The organism is Paenibacillus sp. NPDC057886 (genome assembly GCF_042796655.1).
Lineage (GTDB): Bacteria > Bacillota > Bacilli > Paenibacillales > Paenibacillaceae > Paenibacillus.
Map to the genome: position 1 here is coordinate 200,476 of NZ_JBHVMZ010000004.1, position 24,344 is coordinate 224,819.

General features: G+C 47.7%; 20 protein-coding genes, 1 pseudogene and 1 other annotated feature (1 of these 22 running past the window's edge). Of the genes and pseudogenes, 4 read left to right on the forward strand and 17 right to left on the reverse strand.

The genetic code is table 11. The features are described 5' to 3' along the window. Nucleotides 1–222 precede the first annotated feature (222 nt). The 16 genes and pseudogenes from ACFVQB_RS15145 to ACFVQB_RS15220 all read right to left on the reverse strand — a co-directional run. Nucleotides 223–795 (reverse strand): annotated as a pseudogene (locus ACFVQB_RS15145) (AAA family ATPase); the annotation flags it as partial. Nucleotides 796–904: 109 nt separating this feature from the next. After that, complete coding sequence (locus ACFVQB_RS15150) at nt 905–1,468, reverse strand: ribonuclease FAU-1 family protein (protein WP_076289087.1); 564 nt, start codon at nt 1,466–1,468, stop codon at nt 905–907. A gap of 284 nt (nt 1,469–1,752) precedes the next feature. Next, entirely contained in the window at nt 1,753–4,410 is a 2,658-nt protein-coding gene (locus ACFVQB_RS15155; RefSeq protein ID WP_379440509.1) for a PBP1A family penicillin-binding protein, read from the reverse strand. A 168-nt stretch (nt 4,411–4,578) separates the two neighbouring features. Next, complete coding sequence (hfq, locus tag ACFVQB_RS15160; protein WP_017687918.1) at nt 4,579–4,821, reverse strand: RNA chaperone Hfq; 243 nt, start codon at nt 4,819–4,821, stop codon at nt 4,579–4,581. 233 nt (nt 4,822–5,054) lie between these two features. Then, on the reverse strand, nt 5,055–5,276 hold the full coding sequence (locus tag ACFVQB_RS15165) for a hypothetical protein (protein ID WP_379440512.1): 222 nt from the start codon (nt 5,274–5,276) through the stop codon (nt 5,055–5,057). Nucleotides 5,277–5,516: 240 nt separating this feature from the next. Beyond that, nucleotides 5,517–6,464, reverse strand: coding sequence for a tRNA (adenosine(37)-N6)-dimethylallyltransferase MiaA (gene miaA, locus ACFVQB_RS15170; protein ID WP_379441374.1), 948 nt, complete (start codon nt 6,462–6,464; stop codon nt 5,517–5,519). Continuing rightward, nucleotides 6,448–7,233, reverse strand: a complete 786-nt coding sequence (locus ACFVQB_RS15175; RefSeq protein WP_379440515.1) for a class I SAM-dependent methyltransferase — start codon at nt 7,231–7,233, stop codon at nt 6,448–6,450. The genes miaA and ACFVQB_RS15175 overlap by 17 nt, the downstream gene beginning before the upstream one ends. A gap of 17 nt (nt 7,234–7,250) precedes the next feature. After that, entirely contained in the window at nt 7,251–9,461 is a 2,211-nt protein-coding gene (gene mutL, locus ACFVQB_RS15180; RefSeq protein WP_379440517.1) for a DNA mismatch repair endonuclease MutL, read from the reverse strand. Nucleotides 9,462–9,481: 20 nt separating this feature from the next. Beyond that, nucleotides 9,482–12,283 (reverse strand): DNA mismatch repair protein MutS, encoded by a 2,802-nt coding sequence (mutS, locus tag ACFVQB_RS15185; protein ID WP_379440520.1) that lies wholly within the window; start codon nt 12,281–12,283, stop codon nt 9,482–9,484. Nucleotides 12,284–12,482: 199 nt separating this feature from the next. Further along, the gene (locus ACFVQB_RS15190; RefSeq protein WP_379440523.1) at nt 12,483–13,730 is read right to left on the reverse strand and encodes a putative amidoligase domain-containing protein; all 1,248 of its coding nucleotides are present in this window, start codon (nt 13,728–13,730) and stop codon (nt 12,483–12,485) included. Between the two features lie 112 nt (nt 13,731–13,842). After that, nucleotides 13,843–14,403, reverse strand: coding sequence for an outer spore coat protein CotE (locus ACFVQB_RS15195; protein WP_379440526.1), 561 nt, complete (start codon nt 14,401–14,403; stop codon nt 13,843–13,845). A 75-nt stretch (nt 14,404–14,478) separates the two neighbouring features. Further along, nucleotides 14,479–15,456, reverse strand: a complete 978-nt coding sequence (locus ACFVQB_RS15200; RefSeq protein ID WP_379440529.1) for an aromatic acid exporter family protein — start codon at nt 15,454–15,456, stop codon at nt 14,479–14,481. Nucleotides 15,457–15,910: 454 nt separating this feature from the next. After that, complete coding sequence (locus tag ACFVQB_RS15205; protein WP_371121628.1) at nt 15,911–16,702, reverse strand: ABC transporter permease; 792 nt, start codon at nt 16,700–16,702, stop codon at nt 15,911–15,913. Between the two features lie 38 nt (nt 16,703–16,740). Beyond that, a complete protein-coding gene (locus ACFVQB_RS15210; RefSeq protein WP_379440532.1) occupies nt 16,741–17,535 on the reverse strand; it encodes an ABC transporter ATP-binding protein in 795 nt (264 codons plus the stop codon). Nucleotides 17,536–17,565: 30 nt separating this feature from the next. Then, entirely contained in the window at nt 17,566–18,570 is a 1,005-nt protein-coding gene (locus ACFVQB_RS15215) for an ABC transporter substrate-binding protein (protein ID WP_379440535.1), read from the reverse strand. Between the two features lie 147 nt (nt 18,571–18,717). Further along, a complete protein-coding gene (locus ACFVQB_RS15220; protein ID WP_379440538.1) occupies nt 18,718–20,232 on the reverse strand; it encodes a carboxypeptidase M32 in 1,515 nt (504 codons plus the stop codon). A 225-nt stretch (nt 20,233–20,457) separates the two neighbouring features. Here ACFVQB_RS15220 and ACFVQB_RS15225 point away from each other — a divergent pair, with 225 nt between their 5' ends. The 4 genes from ACFVQB_RS15225 (at nt 20,458) to ACFVQB_RS15240 (ending at nt 22,664) form a co-directional block, all read left to right on the forward strand. Continuing rightward, complete coding sequence (locus tag ACFVQB_RS15225; RefSeq protein WP_379440541.1) at nt 20,458–21,033, forward strand: beta-class carbonic anhydrase; 576 nt, start codon at nt 20,458–20,460, stop codon at nt 21,031–21,033. A gap of 174 nt (nt 21,034–21,207) precedes the next feature. After that, complete coding sequence (locus tag ACFVQB_RS15230; RefSeq protein ID WP_379440544.1) at nt 21,208–21,774, forward strand: PadR family transcriptional regulator; 567 nt, start codon at nt 21,208–21,210, stop codon at nt 21,772–21,774. Nucleotides 21,775–21,873: 99 nt separating this feature from the next. Next, nucleotides 21,874–22,380, forward strand: coding sequence for a hypothetical protein (locus ACFVQB_RS15235; RefSeq protein ID WP_090900138.1), 507 nt, complete (start codon nt 21,874–21,876; stop codon nt 22,378–22,380). A gap of 5 nt (nt 22,381–22,385) precedes the next feature. Beyond that, nucleotides 22,386–22,664 (forward strand): YxcD family protein, encoded by a 279-nt coding sequence (locus tag ACFVQB_RS15240; protein ID WP_024630486.1) that lies wholly within the window; start codon nt 22,386–22,388, stop codon nt 22,662–22,664. A 95-nt stretch (nt 22,665–22,759) separates the two neighbouring features. Here ACFVQB_RS15240 and tyrS read toward each other — a convergent pair whose 3' ends face one another. Further along, the gene (tyrS, locus tag ACFVQB_RS15245) at nt 22,760–24,019 is read right to left on the reverse strand and encodes a tyrosine--tRNA ligase (RefSeq protein WP_063563092.1); all 1,260 of its coding nucleotides are present in this window, start codon (nt 24,017–24,019) and stop codon (nt 22,760–22,762) included. A gap of 120 nt (nt 24,020–24,139) precedes the next feature. After that, nucleotides 24,140–24,344 (reverse strand) — a binding site (T-box leader); it runs 17 nt beyond the window's last position.

The following is a 24,344-nucleotide window of genomic DNA, read 5'->3' on the forward strand; positions in this document are numbered from 1 at the left end:
TTGATTCGAGTATTACCCCTTTTGCTTTAAACATTTCCTTGATTGTCCACCAATCAGTCTCAGTGGCTTCTGCTATTTGTTCAAAGCTAAGCAAGTCCTTTTGATACTTGTCCAACATCACAGGGAACAAAGGTTCAATCTCGCTCCATTTGTGGGTAAAGGTTTCACCTCCCCACTTTGGCTTATCAAAGCTGAGTGAATCAAACACATAATATTCCAAACCATTGATTTTACAAGTGTGTCGATAGCTTCCTTCCCAAAATCCTTCTCGCCTCCGCGAGCCAGACTGTATGCCTCGTCAATAAACAAGATTCCGCCCAATGCCTTCTTGACCAAATCCCTCGTTTTCTGTGCCGTATGCCCAATGTATTCCCCGACCAAGTCTGCACGTTCCACTTCAATCAAATGACCCTTACTCAATACCCCCATCTTCTGAAACAGCTTCGCTACAATTCGTGCTACCGTTGTTTTTCCGGTTCCCGGATTGCCTTTAAAAATCATATGATACACGTGCGCCCCACTTATGAGTCCAGCTTCGGTACGCATCTGGGCAATCTGTAAGAAAGCATAGATTTCAAATACTAAATCCTTGATATTTTCGAGCCCAACCAGCTGCTCCAATTCACCTTGAATCTCCTGAAAATGCGCATGCTTGGCTAAGCCTTTTGCTGCCTGTATTGCCGTCTCTTCTTCTTTGACCAGCATCTGAGGTTCCTGGTTACGCAAAACAACATTAATTTGTCTGGATGGTCTGCCTCCCGGTTGCCCTCCTGCAGCCATGACCCGTCCGTTCATTCGCCATCACCTCTATTTTATCGGGCTGAACTCTCCTGATTATTAATGTATTCTATCAGGTGCTCTAATATTAGAAGGATGGCGAAGAATTCTACGACTTTTCCATGACTCAAATCTGAATATTTTTTCTGAACTCCCCATTCTCAAACAGGGTTTGTCTATGCTTCAGAGACAGTTGGAAATATGGAAACACATGTGCATCAATGGCATGCAACAATTCCTTTGCTGTCCGGTTAGCCAGATCATAATCCCCCGTCGTAATGTGCTTACGTGAAAGAGCATCTTCCAGTTCATCCTCGTCCAGCAAAAATATTTCTCCATCCTTCAGGACAACGACATCCAGATACAAGTCATCAAACCAAGGAACACCCTGATCGGTTATGCCCTGACTGCGGCATGTGTCAATGTACCATTCAACGATCCGCTCCTGATCGTCAAACATGGCCGTAACAACAAAGTGCTCTCCTTTCGGATAATACTGCAACCAGGAATAACCTTTATCCGCTATGCAGAAGGTACTTCCTCCATAGGTTTTCCACAAAGGCTCTTTCAAATCTTGTATCGTATACAACGTAATGTAACCCGTAAAAATTTTGGATTGAACGAACCGGCATGTAAATTGTCGGTTCGTAATCCGGCGCCAGTTCGCGCGGTCCCCGAATTTCCGTTTCATACGAACCCCTCTTTGCCGACCACAGGTCCGTGACCTGCTGATATTGGTGAACAGCGAATAACGTCCGCATTACCGATTCTACAAGTCCCTGAATCCGCTTTGCACAACGTATTACGAATAGTTACAGCTTACCATATTTAAGTTATACACTCAAAATCAAGCTTTGCCCCATCTATTCTAGAGCTATGGTTCCACTCCAAACGTTATACAAACCAAAAAACCTGCTTCCCCAATATGAGGAGAGCAGGTTTTGGGTTGTAATTATTTATTGCGGCTTCTTCTTGTTAACCGCCAGTTCCAGCTTGAGAATCTGTCGGTGCATTCGTTTCTCCGCTGTTACCGTTGTTTCCGTTGTTTCCACTATCTGGTGGCGTGACTACTTCGCCCGGTGTCGTTACAGCCCCATCATTGGAACCCTCACCCGTACCTCCAGGTTCTGTTGTTCCCTGTCCAGGTGGTGTGTTTCCTTCTCCGGTCTGTCCATTCCCTTGACCTGTCCCGCCGTTGTTTCCATTATTCCCGTTACCATTGTTGCCATTTTCATTTCCGTTGCCATTGTTACCCTCAGAACTTCCATTCCCCGGCGAACCGTTGTCTGGATTTTCTGTTCCTGGCTGTTCTGTGCCCGGTTCCGTTCCTGGCTCCGTGCCCGTATCTGGCTGTTCCGGTTTCAATTCCTCCGCTTCAATCATCAGCGATATGATGTTGGACGGATCTGTCTCCTGTCCAGATGCCAGATCATAGGCTGTCACATAATACTCATAAGTGAGACCAGGGAGCGCACTTAGATCCTGCGCACTGGTCGAACCTACAGCATCAATGAGATGGGTGAACTGTCCTTCGGAAGATTCTTTCCGATAAATCCGATACTGTGTTGACGAATCGCCCGTTGCAGTCCAGTTCAGCGACACCGTTTGTGTAGATGGATCATAAGAACCATTCAACCCACTAACGGAAAGCGATGGTTGCTCTGGTTCTTTTTCCGGCGGAGGTGTCTGGGATCCTGCTGGAGCTTTGAAGTCCTTCACAGGAACTCCTTTCAGCGCATCCCCCATAACTTTCGCAAAGAACGCTGCTGACAGCTTACTACTATTCTTGAGCATGTGGGTTGCATCCGGATTGTCATAACCCATCCATACTGCAGCAGTCCATTCTGGCGTGTATCCGACGAACCAAACATCACGGTTGGCGCTGTTGCCGGAAATACCGCTTTGAACGGTTCCCGTCTTACCAGCAACCGGTCGATCCAGACGTGCTGAACGTCCTGTACCGTCATTCACTACGTTTTGCAGCATCTGAGTCAGGGAATAAGCATTTTGCTCACTCATGACACGAGTTGTATCCGATTTATCGTGTTTATAAGTCGTTTTTCCGGCACTATCCTTAATTTCCTTAATGGCATAAGCCTGCTGGTACTCACCCAGATTGGCGAATGCACTATAGGCTTGCGCCATTTCCAACGTATTCGTACCTTTGCTAAGACCACCCAGCGCAATCGCCAGGTTTTTGTCTTCATCCGTAAGCTGAATCCCTACGCTTTTTGCAAACTGAACACCTGTATTCACACCAATTTTGTTTAGGAGCCATACTGCCGGAATGTTCTCCGATTTTGTAATGGCATTCGTCATGCTAATGGTAGAAGAATACCCATGCAGGTTACCCGGACAGTAGTTGCCAAAGCATTGCTTTTCATTACTGAGCGGAGAGTTTGCATTGTAATCGCCTGATTCTAATGCAGGTGCATAAGTTACAATCGGTTTAAATGCCGATCCAGGCTGTCTACGACTCTGTGTTACCCGGCTATAGCCCTTCGTTTGATAATCCCGACCGCCCAGCAAGGCGACGAGACTGCCATTTTCATGATTCATAATTACCATGGAGCCTTGAACTGGTTGATCATCTTTGCTTGACTCAAACAAGCTATCATCCGCGAACGCACTCTCCATGGCTGTTTGAGCCTGAGCATCCATCGTCGTGTAAATTTTGTACCCGCCGATATTCAGATCATCCTCCGTTTTACCAGTCACTTTTTCCGCTTCACGAAGAACATAATCGATAAAGGCTTGATACTTCTGCTCTTTCTCAGGCGGTGTATAGTTATAATCTACTTCTTTGGCTTCATCCATTTCCGCCTTGGTGATGTAACCTTGCTCATACATCAGCTGCAATACCACAGCACGACGTGCCTTGGAATCGTTGGGATTGCTCAGCGGGTTATAAGCAGAAGGCCCTTTAGGCATCGCTGCCAGCGTGGCAATTTGCCAAATTTTTAATTTGTTAAGGTCAGACACCCCAAAATAAAATTCAGACGCAGCCTTAATTCCATAACGCTGATGACCAAAGAAAATACGGTTCAGATACATCGTCAGAATTTCGTCTTTTGAGTACTTGCGCTCCAATGCCATTGCAATGGAAACTTCTGTCGCTTTACGGAAGAAGGTCTTGTCACGGGACAAGAACATATTTTTCGCAAGCTGCTGGGTCAGCGTACTGCCACCCTCCACCATGGAGCGGGCCATGACATCTTTTACTGCCGCCCGTCCGATGGACCAGATATCCACGCCCTGATGCTCATAGAATCGTTTGTCCTCCGTAGCAACAAAGGCTTCCTTCACTAAATCCGGAATATCTTCTTCTTTGACAGGCTCCAGCTTTTGAATGGACAATTCGCCCATTAACTGTCCGTTACGATCATATACTTTTGAAGTCTCGTTGATTGTTGTTTTGTCCTTGTTGGCTTTGAGCAGATTTTCGCCACTCACCATAATAAATAAATATCCACCCAGTGCACAGAATATGGCGATTGCCATGGTGAAAAACAGTGTCCATCCAACGCGTTTACCCGTAATTTTTTTCTTTTTAGAGGTCTTTGGCTTCGCTTTTTTGGTTGACTTGTTATTGCTGTTGCGATTGTTAGACCTCGACAACGGATCGTTTGGCATGTTACCTCCTGACTCCCTTTCGGTTGCATAATTTCTATTCGTCTGTTGGCTCAAGCTCCTATTGAGCTTATTTTGCCCGGAATGAAAAGAACAACCCTTATTCAGGTTGCTCTGTTTCAATTCCTATACTTGTAGACGAAATGGTTGATAAAAAGGTTTCGTAATTTTTTAAGCTTCGCCGCTATTATCTTGCTGCATCAGCGATACGCTGCGTTGAGGCGTGAACGTGGAGATGGCGTGCTTGTAGACCATTTGCTGGCGTCCGTCGCTGTCAATGACGATCGTAAAATTGTCAAATGCCTTGATCGTTCCGCGGATTTGAAAGCCATTGGTCAGATAGACCGTAGCTGGAATGTTTTCTTTCCGCAGTTGGTTCAAGAACGTATCTTGGATGTTGATGGACTTGTTCATTAGCCGTACCCCCATTGGTTCATTTGAATTCGTGTTTAAGTAATATTCAATATCGCTGAGTAGCTTTCGTGCTATTATATCATGAACGGATTCATATAATCCACAAAAACCCCTTGCCTGCTATTTTGCACCTATGCCTGAGCTTCGCTTGCAACTAGAAGACTTATCCATTATACACCGCTTGTCAGAATTGCAAAAGAGGGACAAATTCCACCTTTTCTCACGTTTCCCTTCTACTTTTCCGGGTCTGTATACGGTTTCCCTTCTTCTTTGACTAACGTACTATTATGCCGAATTTTTCTATCATTGATTAAGAGTTTCAGGTATGTATTGGTATTAATTAAAACGATAATTAACCAAATTAAGGCGACAAGACCTCCAATGGCGAAACCAATTCCAAATAATCCTGAGAAAAAGAGGTATAAACTTGCCACTCCGCTCGGTTCTGCAATCATTAAATTTCCCCCTTTCCAATTCACCTTAGTAACAAAATCAAATAGCCTGTCATGTGAATACATTTTAATATTTATGTTATTTTTTTACAATGAATTTTTCTGCTTAAATCTGCGTACGCCTCCGATTATTTCCTGTTTTAAGACATCATTTCACATTAAAAAGTAAAAACCTCTACCTTTTATTTCTAAAAGATAGAGGTTCTAAAGTCCTACATAGGTGGCAAAATCCACCTTCTATATTCAGTCAAACTTGCTTTTGATCATCTCACATACATGGGCATAATTCCCTGCAAAATCTTCGGTATCCGTCATATCCACCCATTCAATGTCCTTCATATGACGGAACCAGGACAATTGCCGCTTGGCAAAACGGCGTGTATCCCTTTTAAGCCACTCTACCGCAGCCTCCCAGCTTACTTCACCCTGAAGATAAGCCGCAATTTCCTTATAACCGAGTCCCTGCATGGAGATATGCCCTCTCGCTACGCCGCGCTCCAGTAAAGACTTGACCTCATCTACCAGACCCTGCTCGATCATAAGATCAATTCGTTCTTCCACTCGGGCATACAGCTTCTGACGATCCATCGTCAAACCCACAATGAGCAGGTCATATGGAGACTCTTTTTTCTGGGAAGCCAGCTGCTCGGATAACTTCTCACCTGTGAGGTGATAGATCTCCAGTGCACGAACAATTCGACGCTGGTCATTCGGATGCAGTCGTTCTGCACTAACCGGGTCGATGACCTTCAGCTTATCATGTAACGCCTGCGGGCCATGTTTCTCAGCATAACGAAACTGTTCATCCCGGAACGCTTCATCCGAGCCGCTGTCCGAGAATTGAAAGCCGTAACATACCGATTCCACATACAGACCGGTGCCACCAACAATAAAAGGCAACTTGCCGCGCTCATGGATTTCCCCAATCAGACGTGTGCAGCTCTCCTGAAATTCCGCCACGGAATAGGGGTATTCTGGTTCATGGATGTCGATGAGGTGATGGGGCACACCCTTCATTTCATCGCGTGTAATTTTGGCTGTTCCGATATCCATTTCGCGATATACCTGCATCGAATCCCCGGAAATAATCTCGCAATTAAACGCCTGTGCAAGCTCAATACTCATTCTTGTTTTGCCTACAGCTGTTGGTCCAACCAGCACAAGCAGCTTCGGTTTAACTTCCGCTTTCAACATTAATCACTCCGTACAGTGTTTTTGCATTGCCCCGGTCGTGTACTTCAAAACCGAGTCTCGTAAATTCCGCGCTGCCGCGCTTCTCTTTCATAACTACCCGCTTACGGGCAACTCTTTTCGCTTCAATAATACTCTGTTCATCCAGTGCGCTTGGATTCGCATAATCTCGCAAAGGCTGGATGGCGCTTGAATCGAGCATCGGTTCACGGAACATCGGATCGAAATAAACCGTGTCACAGCTTCGGTCTGGCAAGGAACGCAGCAAATCGAGATGATTCGCATGACGCAGCTCAATGCGCCGGAAAGCTTCGTTTACCGCAGGCTTAATGCTTTCGTATTGAGACATCCCTTCTACTAATAGCGTGTACAGTGGGAGGGAGCTTTCACATGCGATGACCCGACCACTTTTGCCTACAGCAACCGAGAATACCAATGCATCGGTGCCCAATCCTGCTGTACAATCGATAACGGTATCCCCTTCAAGAATCGCCCCCGCCTCCAGCATCGGATCAGCTTCTCCATTTAACACACGTTTGGCCCGAACAAATCCCATACTGGGGTGAAACTCAAGCAGCGGTGAATCCGGACGAAACAAACGAACTTTACCCTGAAGCACAACTACAATCTCATCGATCCCATAATGTGCGACCAGTGCAGGCAAAGACATTTTTTTGCGCGGTACATAGATCCCTCCCGTTGTTTCCGCAAGGTTTCGTGCACGTTCCACAAGGTGGCCTGCTTCCTTTTCACCGGTTGTAATATACATAACTTCCTCCTAAACAGCTACATGACCCGTTTGAACAATTTCTCCAGATCATAGGTTGAAAATGACACCACAATCGGTCTCCCGTGTGGACAAGTATACGGTTGACGGCAATAACCAAGACGCTGAATCAATACTTCCGCCTCCTGATCCGTCAATTTCTGATTGGCTTTAATGGAAGCTTTGCAAGAGCACATAATGGACGCCGCTTCTCGCATCTTGGCAACATCAATACTACGTTCACTCAGCACCCATTCTGACATCTCTTCAATAATGTCTTTCTCATCCCCCTTGGGGAACCAGAATGGGTGGGAACGCACCCGGAAGGTCTGCCCTCCGAAATGTTCCAAGTAAACACCTGCCTGCTCGAACCAAGCCAGTCTTGTTTTGAGCTTTTCGGTCTCGGATGGTGTAAACTCCAGCGTAATGGGCAGCAGCAGCTCCTGCGAAGCCTGAGCCGGGTTGCCAAACTGCTCGTAGTAATACTCATAATTCACTCGTTCATGGGCAGCATGCTGATCAATCAGATATAAACCATCTTGATTTTGTGCAATCAAGTACGTCCCGTGATGCTGCCCAATCAGGCTTAGTTCGGGAAACGCAGGCATGGAGACATCCGACTTAACGGCGGAAGCCAGCCTTGCCGGGTCCGGTAAACTTGGAGCCTTCCAGCTTCGCTCTCCTTTTGCACCCGCCGCAGATGGGTTATAAGTTGAACGGCCTTCTCTAACCGGAGAATTCACCGAATTTGAACGATAGACAGAAGCCTGAGCCTGTGAAGTCGATGGCCCCTTATCCTCAGTTGAAGGTATTGCATCTTGCGCAGCACGATCTGTAGTAGCACCGGTACTTCCACTCACAGCAGAAGCTGGTTCGCGATGAGAATTTTCGTCATGACTATAATTTTGCTTCATAACATTAGATCCTAGGTCCCCGCTCAACATCCCAAATGGATCATAGGATGGTGGTATCTCGGGTGGAGCTTCAGGCAACGGCAGCGTCTGACCCTCACCGTTTCCATCAGGAGCTGATTGCACATCAGCCGGAGCATCCAGGTCCAGATCGTCGTCCTCCGAAATCATTTTAGCGAGTCCAGCATTTTTCCCTAATGGACCCTGTTGCCCATAACCTGCGGATTCCGGTTCGTCCTTTAGAGGACCTCTGGGGAACAGAAATTGTTCCTGGATAAAGGAACTGTTATCTCCACGTCTGATTTGCTGCTTGGTTACCTGTGGAATGAGCACTTCCTTCCGCAAGATTCCACGCAGTGTCGTTTCCACAAACTCGTACAGCTCCGCTTCCTTGCTGAAACGAACCTCCAGCTTCGCCGGATGCACGTTCACATCGACCAAGGACGGATGCATCTCCAATTGCACCACGACAAGTGGGAACCGATTAATGGGCAACAGCGTATGATACGCCTTCAGAATAGCCTGATTGAGCCCGTAATTCCGAATAAATCGTCCATTCACAATGGTCGACATGCCGCCACGATTGGCACGAGTCCATTCCGGCAAACTGATTAGCCCGCTGACACGATAGTCCAGACTTTCCCCCTCAATGGGAAGCATCGCTTTGGCGGCACTGGTTCCATAGATCGCTGCAACCACTTGCAGCAGATCCCCATTGCCCAGCGTCTGAAGCAGCGTATTTTCATTATGTCGCAGCGTGAACGAGATGTTAGGATGGGACATGGCCATACGATAGAGAACATCCGAGATATGTCCCAGCTCGGTCTGGATCGTTTTCATATATTTAAGCCTGGCTGGCGTATTGAAAAATAGTTCTTTCACCTCAAAGTCCGTGCCTTGGGGTGAGGTTTCATCCTCATGTGAGAGGAGTTTGCCGCCCTCAATCACGATTCGGCGCCCTCGGCCGTCATTCCCGCTGGCCGACAACACTTCCACCTTGGAGACAGCGGCAATACTCGCCAAAGCCTCTCCCCGAAATCCAAGACTTGTGATCTGGAACAGATCGCGGCCATGAGCTATTTTACTGGTTGCATGACGATAGAAGGCCTTTTCCATATCCTCCGGCTCGATACCGGAACCATTGTCTTTGACCCGAATACGGAGCAGACCGCCCTCCTCCACCGTAACATCAATCTTGGAGGCGCCTGCATCCACCGAGTTTTCGAGCAACTCCTTAACGACTGAAGCAGGCCGTTCGACCACCTCACCTGCCGCAATCTGGTTGGCAATATGTTCATCAAGCACATGAATTTTCGCCACAGGTTTCCCCTCCCCTATACTCAGGATAATTGCTGTGCCTTCAATTTGAGATCATTCAGTATTTGCATTGCCTGAAGCGGCGTCATGTTCATTACATCAATATCTTTCATATTACGAATAAACTCCCGGGCAGGCTTGTCAAGGGCAACTACCTCCGGTTTGGGAGATACACTTGGCTCTTCATCCCCAAAGATGGACAGTTGAACCACATCAGCATGTTTGGAGCCTGAATGCTGCTTACCATTTTGTTTTTTGTCCTGTGGTTTCCGTGCTGGATCTTCAGTCGCAACAATGAGTTCAACCGGTTCGGTAGATTCCTGCTCCCGAATCAATGACGAATGATCTGTTGCCTGGAACTCCACGCCCTGAACATAACCACCCGATTGCTGCTTGTCATTCCCGCCAAATTCGCTTCCAACCGCAACCTGTGCCGCCGCATGCTCAAAACCGTGCAGCAAGCCATTCGCCCGCTCAATGATGCTGTCCGGCAGACCTGCAAGCCGTGCGCAATAGATTCCGTAGCTGCTGCTGGCAGCACCTGCAATCAATTTGCGCAGGAAATTAACCTTGTCCCCGCTCTCTTGCACGGCCATAGAGTAATTCGCCAACTTGTCCAGACTTTCTTCCAGATGAGCAAGCTCATGGAAATGAGTCGATACAAGTGCTTTACACCCAATAATATCGTGCACATATTCAATGACGGACTGCGCAATCGCCATCCCCTCACTGGTAGACGTTCCCCGGCCCAACTCATCGATAATAATCAGACTGCGCGGTGTGGCTTTATCCGTCATGACCTGAATGTCGGCCATTTCCACCATAAATGTACTTTGTCCGCCGATGAGATCATCTGCCGCACCAATCCGTGTGAAAATACGATCCATAATCGGTACTTCAGCTTGTCCCGCCGGCACAAAACAGCCGATCTGCGCCAGAATCGAAATCAGCGCCACCTGCCGCATATACGTACTTTTCCCCGCCATATTCGGACCGGTAATCAGCAGAATGCGCGCCTCTTCCTTCTGCATCGCAGTATTGTTGGCAATGAAAGCACCATCCCGCATCACCGCTTCAACCACCGGATGGCGCCCCTGTTCCACGATCAGATCGTATCCATCGGTCAAAGTAGGCCGTACGAAATTGCGCTCTGCGCTGATGACAGCAAAGGATTGATACACATCAATCTCCGCGACCAGCTCAGCCAGCTTCTGTAGCCTGGCGATCTCCTGATTGAGGCGTTCCCGCAATTCCGCAAACAAACCGTACTCAATATCGACCATTTTGTCCTGTGCTTCGAGAATTAGTGTCTCTTTTTCTTTCAGCTCCGGTGTAATATAACGCTCGGCATTGGCAAGGGTCTGCTTCCGCTCGTAGCGGCCTTCTGGCAAAGAAGCCAGATTCGACTTGGTAATTTCTATATAGTACCCAAATACTTTGTTGTAACCGATTTTCAGCGAGCGAATTCCGGTTGCTTCACGCTCTCTGGCTTCCAGCTCTGCAATCCACTGCTTACCATTTACCGATGCTTCCCGGAGCTCATCCAACCGCTCATGGTATCCTTCACGAATTAAGCCGCCATCACGCACCGACACGGGCGGCTCATCAACGATTGCCTGACCGATTGCATCACGCAAATCACTGCAATCATCCATAACGCCTGCAATGTGCTGCAGCGTTGTGGAAGGCGAACCTGCACAATACTGACGTAGCCCCGGAATTTTGTCCAGTGACATCTTCAGGGCATTCAGATCCCGACCGTTGGCGTTACCAAAGGCAATTCGACCCACCAGGCGTTCCAGATCATAGATGTCTTTGAGTTCTGAACGCAGATCTTCCCGTAATATAAACTGGTTATACAGCGTATCTACCGCTTCCAGACGTTCATTGATTTTGCCTTTTTGCAGCAAGGGTTTATCAACCCAACGACGCAGCATGCGAGCACCCATGGACGTCTCTGTGCGGTCCAGCAGCCAGAGCAGCGAACCTTTTTTTGAACGCTCACGTACGGTTTCTACCAGTTCCAGGTTACGCCGAGTAAAGGGGTCCAAAATCATAAAGTGATCCGGCTCATACGTTGAAACCTGTGTCAATTGGCCAAGTGAACGTTTCTGTGTCTCACTTAAATAGGAGAAAAGACGCGCTATACAGGCTTGACGTTCAGGCTCCAGACGGGCCCATACCGCTTCGCCAAATTGCTGACGCACCAAATCTTCCTTGCTCTTCGTCCATGGTGTATACACCACAGGCCGACCAATTGGAGATGCCTGGGTTGCCACCGTATCCAGCAACGCAGCATCCCCCACCAGCTCCGAAGGTTCATAGATCCCGATTTCATCCTTGAGCCACTCTTGAGAGTATGGAACAGAAGTCACGTAGAGCTCCCCTGTGGACAAGTCACAGGCAGCCAGTGCTAGTGTGTTCTGGTTCCCTGTCAGGCAAACCATATAGTTGTTGGACTTGTCCCCCAATGTCTTACCTTCCATTACCGTTCCGGGTGTTATAACTCGTACAATTTCACGCCGCACCATGCCTTTGGTTACCGTTGGATCTTCCATCTGTTCGCAGATGGCTACTTTGTATCCTTTTTCAATCAAGCGCTGTATGTAATTGTCAGCCGAATGATAAGGCACACCACACATCGGGATTTTATCTTCTCCCCCTCCTGCGCGTGCTGTTAATGTAATTTCTAGCTCACGGGAAGCATTGACCGCATCCTCAAAAAACATTTCATAGAAATCACCTAATCTAAAAAAAAGAAAAGCGTCCTGCGCTTCGGCCTTCACTTGCAAATATTGTTGAATCATTGGCGTATACTGAGCCATGAGTATCCTCCATCCGTTCCAATGTTGTCAGGAAGAGAAGCTGTACGGAAAGGAGCAATAAGGCGGTCAGGCACCTTATTCGTGCCACCGCCTCATGTTTCGGCCATCCGCCGCTTCCCTCACAGGTTGCTGTTCCATTTCTTCGTAACGATGATCAAAATCGACTTATTTCTCATTATACCAAAAAAGTGCCCAATCTTCATGAACCTGCTCGAATATTCCAGAGTTTACGTATATCCCGACTCTCGTCCCATGTCCTACCCTGTCTTAGCTGGCTAATTAATGGAGCAGCGTAACGTTCATAACGTTCATAACCATCCATTTGCGTCAGGTCATCCAGCAGTGCCGGAATATGCGCCTGCATCACCTCACGGTTTCCTTCATAAAAAGCAGTATGAATAGCAGCCTTCGCCAAAGGACGTTGACGCAGCTGATGATAGCCTCTCGCGATAAGACCAGCCAGAGCAACAACTCCTTTGGCAACCAGAGGAGATACTAGAAAACTGGGTAAAGTACGGTATTCGAATCCACCGTAAGATTTCAGTCGAAAATCACCCAATGCCCCATAACGTGGACGCCGGCCTGAACCTCGTGGGTCTTGAAGAACGGCAAGCGGCAATGCCAGATAATTGTCAAGTGCACGCAGCAGTTCCCCGTTTAACGTAACGCCACTGAAATGAACATGTCCGCCGAGTGGCAATCCGCGCTGGGGCATTCCCCCTGCCTGCCAGATCAGCGAATGATCACTAATGCTGCGGGATGCGGCCGCAAAGGCTCTCATCAGATGAGCCAGCAGTTCGCGTGGCTCAGAGCTGGGGGCAGGTCGCAGTTCGGCTACCGGATATATTCGTCGTCCACCGATCGTCACCGAATCACAGCCGGCAACGCCTGTTCGTTCGAGAAATCTAGAGGCGGGCACGATTTTGGACTCTGGCATCTGCACAAGCAGGAACTCGGGGTCCATTCCAAGTATGGGGGCTGTATTACGATGTCGCTCTTCATCCAGTTCGGACTGAAGCTGTTTCCAGCCTGCACGGTACATGGCAGAGAGATCAGTCATGCCCTTCCATGGCCTTGGATCAATCGAGATGACAGCACAACCGCTCTTTCCTGACGCTTCCAGTCTTACAGCGCCGTGATCCAGTCCAACCGTATACAATGTTTTGGTGGCAAGCCGTTCAATGCGTTTGAATAACGTTGATGCCGCTTCAGGATCCAGCACACTTTCTTGCGCTCCACCCATGCCACTGGTGTCCCGACGTTTGATGCGAATCGCTTGCAGACAGCATATCTCCACATCGTAACGTACACGCAGACCCAACTCCCGGTTCCTGCCTTGCGATGCCAGCACTTCAATTCCGGATCGTTTCAGGCGATCTGCCCGTTCACGAGGGAGCATGCGTTCATATCGGCGCACCGCCTCCTCGGCCTCATCTATCACATTCATCCTGTCCCTCCTCCCGATTCTAGCCCAAAATAAAAAAAGAGGGCTTACGCCCTCTTCAATGCCGCTTGCGGCGCATATGATACCTTAAGTTTATGAATCCAGATCGCTGAGCTTACAGCTCATCGTCAAGCAGGTCGGGATCGAGATCATCATAATCTCCATCGCTACTGCCGAAGTCATAATCCTTGTCTTCGTAATCTCCACAGCCATCCGTGCACACTTTCACACATACTTTGGTCTCGGCGACCAATTCAACAGCGAATTCCCGCTCTACCCGGATAATTACGCTGCCTCCACCTGCCGACACCGTGGCTTCCACACAGCTTGGTTCCTGCGTTGCATCCGCAGATACCTCTACAGTGGTGGCCCGGTGTTTCGGGTCCAGATAGGACAAAGGCACATGTTCTACATACGACACCGTTTCTTTGGCTACATCTGTCTGTGAATTTTTGTCATAGGAATACCAAATGTTGATATCGTAAGTACCAATAACTTCAATTCCGTCCCCCGCTGATACGGCTTCATATTGGTGGTTGATAATCCAAGCCCCCAAAATACTGGTCGGACCATGTGGCGGAGTCACGGTATGTGTTACGGTAGAGAACTTACGACCTTTGCCGCAGATCGCCTTCGTGATGATCTCTCTACATTGATGTTTATGACTCAATGACATCTTTAAACCTCCTCCATACAATCATTCTTTACAAGTGTATGCAGGGCATCCGTCTAGGGTGACAACTATTTTCTATTATTCATTTGTAGATTGGGACCGGTCCGATACCGGAGACGGTGCTTTGTCCTTCTTGGCTATTTTCAGATACAGCGCGAGTTCCCGGCATAGCTGGAGAATCGCGGAACGAATCTCGAATTCTTCCCTTGTATCCGGCAACTCCATTCGCTTGAATTCTTCTTGCACATCTGCGAGAAGTTTTTCTGTACGTCCGGTGTAAGATTCAGTGAGTACATCCTGACTGAGCTGGTCGAACAGCTCCGATACCATTTCCGCATGCGGCATCTTCTGATAGATCTGGGATACCAGATGCATCATATGCTGGATGGAATCCAGCTGTGTTTTGCGCATATAAAAGTAAACACTCCATCCCTCGTTCGGGTGGATGACCTGATTCTCCAATGAACGTTTGGCCGCTTCAATGCCGCCCAGTACAGCCTTGTCGGCTTCGATCAGCTCTTTCCCGGCCCACACTTCATTTGGATTGCGCAGCGTGGCTGCAAACTCCTTGAAGATGACCGAGAATAATTCATCAATTCTTTTACGAATACGCAGCATCTGCGGGTCCGCAGCCGGCATATAGGCCAGATTGACAACCATCGCGGAACCGAGACCAATCAGTAGCAGTCCAATTTGGATCAAAACCACATGTACGTCCATTTCACCGCCGCCAAATACCCGGAACACCACGACAGAACCCGTCACAATGCCTTCCTTGAATCCGGCCCGAACTATTACCGGAAACGCAATCAGTATGTAGACCGCCAGTACCCAGTAATGGAAGCCGAGAAAGTGAAAAAGTACACTTGCAAATAAAAGCCCCACTACGGAAGCGAAAAATCTGGCAGATATGGTGCGAATACTTCTTTTTCGTGTCACATCAACGCCAAGTATGGCTAGCAAGCCCGCCGACGTTGGTCCAGGCAAGCCGCACCAGTCCGCAATCAGCACGGCCATCAGCGCGGCTATTGCGGTTTTAATTACCCTAAAACCCATCTAACTCCCTCTCCTCTAAGCTGCAAAAATGTCAAAGCCAGCGAGCCCTGCCTATCCAGGTGAACACCTGTCCAATGCCTGACAGCGTGTACCGTCATATATCATATCCCTAGTATTACACATCCTGCCAAAAACCATTTCTTATCTAATCAAAAGAATCATTCTGGAAGAATCGCATATCGTATTTCGCTGCTAAACTCATAAACGGCATCAACCGACATGCATGTGCATGTCGGTCACAATAACGCGCCCCGGATGAGGGACGCTGGCAATTTGATTGATGCGACGGAAGCCTCTAAGCCCTCTTCTCCAATCGTCGCATTCATTCCGGACTGCGCGGAATATTCGTATTAGTATGGTACTTGATTTTACGGGTTCGGGCAACGTGACACCTCTTGTGAAATTGTATACATATCATGAAGCATTCTATTTTGCACACGCATGCTTTACAAAATTACCTGCGTCCTGCCAGCAGCTTACGTTCTACATAAACAACGAGTTGGTACATCGCTGTAGCTACAGCCGCAATAATCAACAAGCTCGATAAAACAAGGGTAAAGTTGAACACTTGAAATCCATAGATGATCAGATAACCCAATCCCTGCTTGGCGACCAGAAATTCACCCACGATCACACCGACCCAGGCCATGCCCACGTTTACTTTTAAGGTAGAGACAATGGCGGGAAAGGAAGCGGGCAATACGACTTTGCTGAAAATCTCGGAGCGATCACCACCAAACGTACGGATCACCTTAATATAGTTCTGATCTACTTCATTAAAACTGTTATACACGACAAGTGTAGTAATAATGACTGTGATTGACAAAGTCGTCATGACAATAGCCGTAAATCCTGCACCAAACATAACGATAAAGATTGGACCCAGCGCTACTTTGGGCATGCTGTTGAACACAACCATATAAGGATCAAGCACTTTGGACAAAAAAGGAGACCACCAGATCAGAACCGCAAGCAGTGTTCCGACGAGTGTCCCCAGCAAAAAGCCAACTGCCGTTTCCCCTACGGTTACCCCAACATGCGCCCATAGTTCTCCACTGACGATGTCCTTCCAGATCTGATTGAAAATTTTGCTGGGGTAACTGAATAAGAGCACATCAATCCAGCGCAGCCTTCCCGCCAGTTCCCACAGCAAAAACATAAACACCAGCATGGACAGCTGCACCGCCAGCACTTTATGTCGCCATCTGGCAACCTGCTGAATATGACTTTGGTGCAGCTGTCTCATCCAATCATCACGCATTTCCTGCTTCTGGTTCGTCTGATTCACCCGTTTTTCTCACCTCCTCCGGACTGATCCAGTTCACTCCATAACGCCTGAAAAAGCTCATTGAACCCTGGCTGCTCCCTCGCGTGAAAAGGCTGAGCGTTCCGCAGATCTTCGGGAATGATAAACTCCCGCCGAATGCGACCCGGATTGCGATCAAGCACAATGACGCGGTCACTAACGGCAATAGCTTCAGACAGATCATGGGTAACAAGCACCGAAGTTTTGCCGGATTTCTTCAATGTGTCCGAGACCAGATCCTCCAGCTGCAGCTTGGTTTGATAATCGAGTGCGGAAAAGGGTTCATCCAGCAACAGTATTCCCGGATCCGTAGCCAGTGTACGTACCAAAGCCACCCGTTGCTTCATGCCCCCGGATAGCTCGGAAGGATACTGGCTTTCGGTGCCAGCCAGACCCATACCTGCCAGCAGCTCACGCGTACGCGCACGACTCTGTTCATTGAGCGCACCTGTCAGTTCAAGTCCAATTAGGGCATTATCCAAAATGGTACGCCATGGAAACAGATAATCCTGTTGCAGCATATAGCCGATCTGGGCAGACGGACCTTCGATGCGTTTCCCTTTAACCTTGACCTCGCCTGCGGTCGGTGTGAGCAGCCCGGCGATGATCGACAGCAATGTCGTTTTACCACATCCGCTTGGGCCAACAAGACTAACGAATTCCCCTTGCTCGACCTGAAGATTCAAATTTTCGATAACCAGTGATGCTTCACGCTCGCTGACATAGACTTGCGATATCCCTTCCAGTCTGATCACCGTTTCGGATTCAGGCATACTTGCTCACGTCCTTTCCTGAATACCTGGTTACTTCGATGATGCTGCTTGTTCTGCATAGGAATTATCGACAATCGTTTGAGAATCGACACGCTGTTTCAATTCTCCCGCAGCACTCATAACGTCCAGCAAGTTATTCCATTCGTCCTCATCAATGATTGGATCGGTTGCATATGTGCCCTGTTCCTTGTAACGGTTCACACTGCTTACCATAATGGCTGGATCGATATCTTTAAAATAGGGCTTGATGACTTCTGCAATCTCTTCAGCGGTGTGGGAATCCACCCAAGCTTGCGCTTTGTGCAAGCCGTTAGTGAACTTCTGAACGATGTCCTTATTGTCGTTGATATAGCTTTGTTTGGTCATGAAGACTGTATAAGGCAGATGCCCACTTTCCGTTCCAAACGAGGCTACAACCTTGCCGCGACCCTCTTTCTCAAAGATGGACGCCTGAGGTTCAAACAGCTGCACATAATCCCCTGTACCTGAAGCAAATGCAGAAGCGATGTTGGCAAAATCCACATTTTGAATCAATTCCAGATCATTCTGCGGATCAATGCCATGTTTCTTCAGCGTGAATTCGCCTGCCATTTGAGGCATGCCGCCTTTTCTTTGTCCAAGGAATGTACTCTGTTTCAGTTGATCCCAATTGAATTCACCTTCGGGATTGCGGGCAAACAGAAACGTTCCGTCCGTCTGTGTAAGCTGGGCAAAGTTAATGACCGGATCTTCTGCGCCTTGTTGATAGACATAAATAGACGTCTCGGCACCGACTAATGCGATGTCTACTGAACCTGCAAGCAATGCAGCCATCGTTTTGTCTCCACCAGCCGTCGTCTGAATGTCCACATCAAGCCCCTGTTCCTCAAAAAAACCTTGGGCCACGGCCACATACTGAGGTGCGTAAAACACTGAACGTGTGACCTCACCAATCGTAATTTTGGTTTCATCCTTATCTTTATTGCAGCTGGTGAGAGCCACTATGATAATGAGCAAAATGACGATGGCCCGGATGAACCAGGGCGTGTATTTCATGATATTTCCCTCCTTCACTGGTTTCAACTGTTCTCTCTACTATGGATATGCTGATGCCCAGCAAAAGGTTAAGAACTTGCATGCAAAAGAAGAGCCGGGCAATGATGCCCCGCTCTTCAAGAGTTTGATGATGATGTTATAGCTGTCCTACAGCTTGTAAATCTCGGTATATTTCGCTTCCAGGTAATTGGCCAAATAGTCCGGGTTCAACTCTTCACCCGTTACAGCCACAATCAGTTCGGAAGGTGTACGGCTTTTGCCATAACGATAAATTTTGTCAGTCAACCATTCCTTGATAGGAATCAGGTTACCTTCGGCAATATGGGCATCGAAATCCGGCATTTCTTTGCGCAGTGTATGTAGAATCTGTGCAGCATACATATTGCCGAGCGAGTATGATGCGAAGTAACCAAAGTCACCACCCGACCAGTGAACATCCTGTAGCACACCCATACCATCATTCGGCGGCACAACGCCAAGATATTCCTTGTATTTAGCATTCCAGGTCTCCGGCAGGTCCTTGACTTCCAGACCTTCGTTAAACAGCATTTTCTCAATTTCATAACGAATGATGATGTGCAAATTGTAGGTCAGCTCATCGGCTTCAATCCGGATCAGAGAGCTTTCAACCCGGTTAATTGCCCGGTAAAAGTCTTCCAACTCAACCTCGCTTAATTGAGGGAAATGTTGTTGCAAATCTTTATAATAGCGCGTCCAGAAAGGAAGACTGCGGCCAATCATATTTTCCCAAAGACGCGACTGGGATTCGTGGATACCCATGGACGTTCCTTCGGCAAGAAGCGTACCAGCCAGGCTGTCGTCAATATTTTGCTCATACAGGGCGTGTCCGCCTTCGTGTAGTGAACTGAATACCGCACTCGTCACATCATCCTGCAAATAGTTCGTCGTGATCCGCACATCACCTGGATTCAGACCTGTTGCGAATGGGTGAACACTCTCATCGAGTCTGCCGGCTTCAAAGTCATAACCCATTTGTCCCAGAATAAACAGACTGAATTTTTCCTGTTGATCCTTGTCAAACAGCTGATTCAGGAACTCCGTGTTTGGCTTGTTCGCCGAAGCATTGATTTTTTCCTGCAGTGGAACCAACCGGGCTTTGAGACGGGCAAATACCGCATCCACCTTTTCTACCGTCAGTTCCGGCTCATACATGTCCAGAAGGGTATCATAACGAGTATCTTTCACACCCCAGTAGTCAATGAACTCTTGTTTAAGCTTCACAATATCGGTGAGGTAGGGGGAAAAACCTGCAAAATCACTATTGTGCTTGGCATCTTCCCAAGCCGTTTCCGATTTGGCGGTAAGTACGGTATACGCTTGTACTTTTTCCGGTGGTACGGACTGACTGCGATTGTATTCTTTCTGGCAATCTTCCACTTGACGACGGTCGATATCTTCCAGCTGTTCCAACACCGCTGGACTTGTTAATGTATCCAGGTAGGATTTCATCTCAGCTGAGGTTTGCAGTTTGAATGCTTCGGTCGACAGCATCCCAAGTGTTTCCGAACGTGTCGGTACTCCTTTTTTGGGCGCACCTGTGCGCAGATCCCAGTGAAGCAAACCAATGGCTTCATGATAACTCTTAATTTTGCGAGCCAGATTACGGAAGGATTCCAGCTGTTGCTGTGTTTGTTGTTCCATTGTTAACGTTCACCTCTTCAAAAAATGTTAGATTCCCTATTGATGATACTTTTTGCAATGCGTATAATCAACTTTTAACAGATGCAAATTGCATTATTCCTCCAAACTGCGGAATAATGCCGTTTGCTGACCGTGTTATAATAAATGAAACCAAAGGGCGTAGGACAAGCTGCATATGATGTAAGTGGCTGTGCTCATCGTATTGGATAACAGGAGGCAATGGACATGAACAACATTCAAGAGATTCTGGCTTACAACAAGACATTTGTCAAGACCAAAGAATACGAAAAGTATACGGCTGGCAAGTTTCCAACCAAAAAGATGGTCATCATCACTTGTATGGATACCCGTCTAGTGGAAATGCTGCCCAAGGCCATGAACCTGAAGAATGGCGATGTGAAAATTATCAAAAACGCTGGCGCAATCATCTCTCAACCTTTCGGGTCTGTTATGCGTAGTGTTCTTGTCGCCATTTATGAGCTTGGTGCCGACGAAGTACTGGTTGTTGGACACACGGAATGCGGTATGGCTTCCCTACACGCGGAGACCATGATTGGACATATGGTCGAACGGGGTGTATCCGAGGAAGTCATGAGTACACTGGAGAACTCGGGCATACGTTTACAAAAGTGGCTACGCGGGTTTGACAGCGTTGAGGAAGGGGTAAAACATACTGTGGAAGTGATCAAGAAACATCCATTGCTCCCGCCCAATGTACCCGTCCACGGCATGGTCATCGACTCCTACACAGGTGAACTTGATCTTGTCGCAGAGGGGTATGGGCAACAGACATCTCTCTAAATGGTTTTGGGTGCGGACCTCGAGGTCCGCACTCTTTTTTTGTCTAAATTGAGGCAGTTGTTCTGTCAGGTTGTCAAACCATACAGTTTCAGTGTACACTTTTATGAAAGCGGTCAAAGAAAGCAATTTTTATTGTTTTCGCTGGCCCAGCCCTAATATTAAGGAGACATGTGCATGAACATACTTTCCTACGGATTGCTCGGGCTTCTTACCCGCGAGGAGTCATCAGGTTATGATCTAATGCTGAAGATCCAGCCCCATTGGCAGGCTAAGCACAGTCAGATCTATCCCCTCCTCTCCAAAATGGAAAACGATGAGCTTTTAGCCTCCCGCTGGGTGCAACAGTCTGACAAACCGGACAAAAAAATGTATGCAGTCACGGAAAAAGGTATTGAAAAACTGCTGGGATGGATGATCACTCCCGTTACCGCTCCGGTTACACGTGACGAGTTCAATCTGCGTATTTTATGTGTCGGCATTGCGGAAGACGGAAGCATGAGACGTATTCTGAATGAGCGCAAAAATTGGTTCATGGAACGCATCCGTTATTTCGAGGAGTTGAAGTCCCGTATCCCTCAGGATAATTTGCGAGTAGGCAGTCGGGAATTCGGAAGTTACATTCTGGTACAAAAAGGGTTAATGAACGCACAAACGGGCATCGAATGGTGTAACTGGGTAACCCAATTACTCGATGGTCAAGCGGCAATTCAGGACCCTTGTCCAAGTATTTCAGAAAATTAAACAAAATTTGAAACGTTCCTGTAAGTTGACCGTATTACTTGAGTAAGGCCCATTTTTGGGGTAATCAAACAAATTAATCGGGGGGTTACGATCTTTACAATGAAGAAAAAATTCGGAATTAAACATCTCATGATGGTTTTCATGGCCTTTACATTGCTGTTTGCAACAGTCGGAGTCGCAAATCCAGATTCTGCTGATGCTAGACGTGGTGGCGGTTTCAAATCGGGAACAAAAAGCTATACCAACACACCTAAGAAATCCGATTCCAACAGCAATGTGAGCAAATCGAATACGAATAACAACTCCAGCAATGGAGCAGCAACAACAAACCGTGGCGGATTCTTCGGCGGTGGCGGTGGATTTATGAAAGGTATGATGCTGGGCGGTCTTGCTGGTATGATGTTCGGCGGATTGTTCGGTGGCATGGGCGCTCTGGGTAACATTCTTGGATTGCTCGTAAACGTGGCTGCAATCATGCTGATCGTGATGCTCGCGATGGCCCTGTTCAGAGCCATTACGAATCGCCGTAAACCAGCAGCAGATGGTCGTTATGACCGCCGTAATGATCGTGATGATGATGACCGTAACAGAAACGGACGGTACTAATCTCTATGGTTCTAAGCATGGATGAAATTGTCAACGCGATCTGTATTCACATGGCTGAACGCAAGGGTGTTCGCCCAACCGATGTCAATGTGGAACTGAGCTGGGAAGAAGATACGGGATATTCCGCTGAAGTATGGATTCAGGGCCGCAGTCAGTACCTGGTCGAATCCAACATGATTGAAGCGATCCTGCGCTACCTGCACAGTGAATACGACATTCGGGCTTACCGTGAGAATGTAAGACTGGATCTGGATGAAGAGATCACAGCGATTGTGAATCAATAAATTAATAACTCATAATCCATTTGCGGATGGAATGTAAAAAGGACCGTCTCCATAATGTCATTGACATGATTGGGGAAGGTCCTTTTGTGTTGTTGCTACTTCAATTTCACCAGACTGTAGTTTTTCTTGCCTTTGCGGATAATGATGAATTTACCGCCGATGGCGTGCTCTGCAGAGACCGTGAATTCCAGCTCCGTAACTTTCTCACCATTCATGGAGATAGCCCCTTTGGTGACATCCTCACGCGCCTGACGTTTGGATGGCTCCAGGCCCAGATCCACGAGCCAGTCTACAATATTTTTCGCTTCACCATCCGTTTCGAAGGTCGGCATTTCTTTGAAGCCCTGCTCGATTTCGTCTGCTGTAAGTGAACGAATGTCTCCGCTGAACAGTGCTGCGGTAATGCGTTTGGCCTGCTCCAGCATATCGTCACCGTGAACAAATTTCGTCATTTCTTCAGCGAGTGCCTTTTGTGCTTCACGCTTATGTGGCTCCGTTTCTACCTTTTCAGCCAAAGCTTCAATCTCTTCTTTGCTTAGGAATGTGAAGTATTTCAGGTATTTGATTACATCACGATCATCGGTGTTCGCCCAGAACTGGTAGAATTCGAATGGAGTCGTTTTATTCGCATCAAGCCAGATGGACCCGCCTGCAGATTTACCGAATTTCGTTCCGTCGGATTTGAGCATAAGCGGGATCGTTAGACCGTAAGCTTTAGCTTCTGGTCCTTCTTTTTTACGGATCAGGTCCAGACCGCTTGTAATATTGCCCCATTGATCGGAACCGCCGATTTGCAGCTGTACATCCTCGTGTTGGAACAGGTGCAGGTAATCGAGCGATTGCAGAATCTGGTAGGAAAACTCGGTAAACGAAATTCCGTCTTCCAGTCTGCTCGCAACGACATCTTTAGCCAGCATTGTGTTGAGGTTAAAGTTTTTACCGTAGTCACGCAAAAATTCAATCACATTGATTTTGTGTGTCCAATCATAGTTGTTGACCATACGTACCTGATTGTCGCCATCCGTAACGAAAAGCTTTTTCATTTGTGCAGTCAGAGCGTCCACATTGGCCTGTACCTCTTCCAACGTTTGCAGAGAACGTTCCGATTGACGACCACTTGGGTCACCAATAGTTCCTGTTGCCCCACCAATTAGAATCACTGGACGGTGGCCAGCGAGTTGGAAACGTTTCAGCATCATGAACGGAATCAAATGTCCGATATGCATGCTGTCTCCTGTAGGGTCAACCCCGCAGTACAAGGAAACCGACGTTGTCTCAGTCAGCTCACGCAGACCCTCCGCATCCGTCTGTTGATTAATGGCGTCGCGCCATTCCAGTTCATCAATAATATTCAAAACAAACAACCCCTTCTCAATGCATTGGTATTAGGCCATGATCTACGTTAATTCACAAGGAGCTAAGCCAGGTGAGGCTTTTTTTGGACACAAAAAAATCGCCGCCTTGTCTTCAATAGACATAGGGACGATTATCATAACCGTGGTACCACCCAACTTGCACAGACAACAATTCATACGCTGTCCATACCGCTTTCGGCAAAATATCGTTTGCCATTCCGCTTGGCATTACCCAAGTACTCCAGAGTGTAATTCGCAGCCCTTGTATGTATCAGGTTCCATCAACCCCTGACTTTCTGTAACAGGGACAAAGCCGCTACTGCGC

Bases quoted from the DNA above. Each gene is read 5' to 3' on its own strand.
- ACFVQB_RS15155 (WP_379440509.1), bottom strand. From the start codon at position 4,410: ATGCCAAACGATCCGTTGTCGAGGTCTAACAATCGCAACAGCAATAAC.
- ACFVQB_RS15200 (WP_379440529.1), bottom strand. From the start codon at position 15,456: ATGGGTTTTAGGGTAATTAAAACCGCAATAGCCGCGCTGATGGCCGTG.
- ACFVQB_RS15165 (WP_379440512.1), bottom strand. From the start codon at position 5,276: ATGATTGCAGAACCGAGCGGAGTGGCAAGTTTATACCTCTTTTTCTCA.
- ACFVQB_RS15175 (WP_379440515.1), bottom strand. From the start codon at position 7,233: ATGTATATTACAACCGGTGAAAAGGAAGCAGGCCACCTTGTGGAACGT.
- mutS (WP_379440520.1), bottom strand. From the start codon at position 12,283: ATGGCTCAGTATACGCCAATGATTCAACAATATTTGCAAGTGAAGGCC.
- ACFVQB_RS15205 (WP_371121628.1), bottom strand. From the start codon at position 16,702: ATGAGACAGCTGCACCAAAGTCATATTCAGCAGGTTGCCAGATGGCGA.
- ACFVQB_RS15230 (WP_379440544.1), top strand. From the start codon at position 21,208: ATGAACATACTTTCCTACGGATTGCTCGGGCTTCTTACCCGCGAGGAG.
- ACFVQB_RS15215 (WP_379440535.1), bottom strand. From the start codon at position 18,570: ATGAAATACACGCCCTGGTTCATCCGGGCCATCGTCATTTTGCTCATT.
- ACFVQB_RS15150 (WP_076289087.1), bottom strand. From the start codon at position 1,468: ATGAAACGGAAATTCGGGGACCGCGCGAACTGGCGCCGGATTACGAAC.
- ACFVQB_RS15225 (WP_379440541.1), top strand. From the start codon at position 20,458: ATGAACAACATTCAAGAGATTCTGGCTTACAACAAGACATTTGTCAAG.
- ACFVQB_RS15220 (WP_379440538.1), bottom strand. From the start codon at position 20,232: ATGGAACAACAAACACAGCAACAGCTGGAATCCTTCCGTAATCTGGCT.
- ACFVQB_RS15235 (WP_090900138.1), top strand. From the start codon at position 21,874: ATGAAGAAAAAATTCGGAATTAAACATCTCATGATGGTTTTCATGGCC.
- ACFVQB_RS15240 (WP_024630486.1), top strand. From the start codon at position 22,386: ATGGTTCTAAGCATGGATGAAATTGTCAACGCGATCTGTATTCACATG.
- ACFVQB_RS15210 (WP_379440532.1), bottom strand. From the start codon at position 17,535: ATGCCTGAATCCGAAACGGTGATCAGACTGGAAGGGATATCGCAAGTC.
- ACFVQB_RS15195 (WP_379440526.1), bottom strand. From the start codon at position 14,403: ATGTCATTGAGTCATAAACATCAATGTAGAGAGATCATCACGAAGGCG.
- ACFVQB_RS15190 (WP_379440523.1), bottom strand. From the start codon at position 13,730: ATGAATGTGATAGATGAGGCCGAGGAGGCGGTGCGCCGATATGAACGC.
- hfq (WP_017687918.1), bottom strand. From the start codon at position 4,821: ATGAACAAGTCCATCAACATCCAAGATACGTTCTTGAACCAACTGCGG.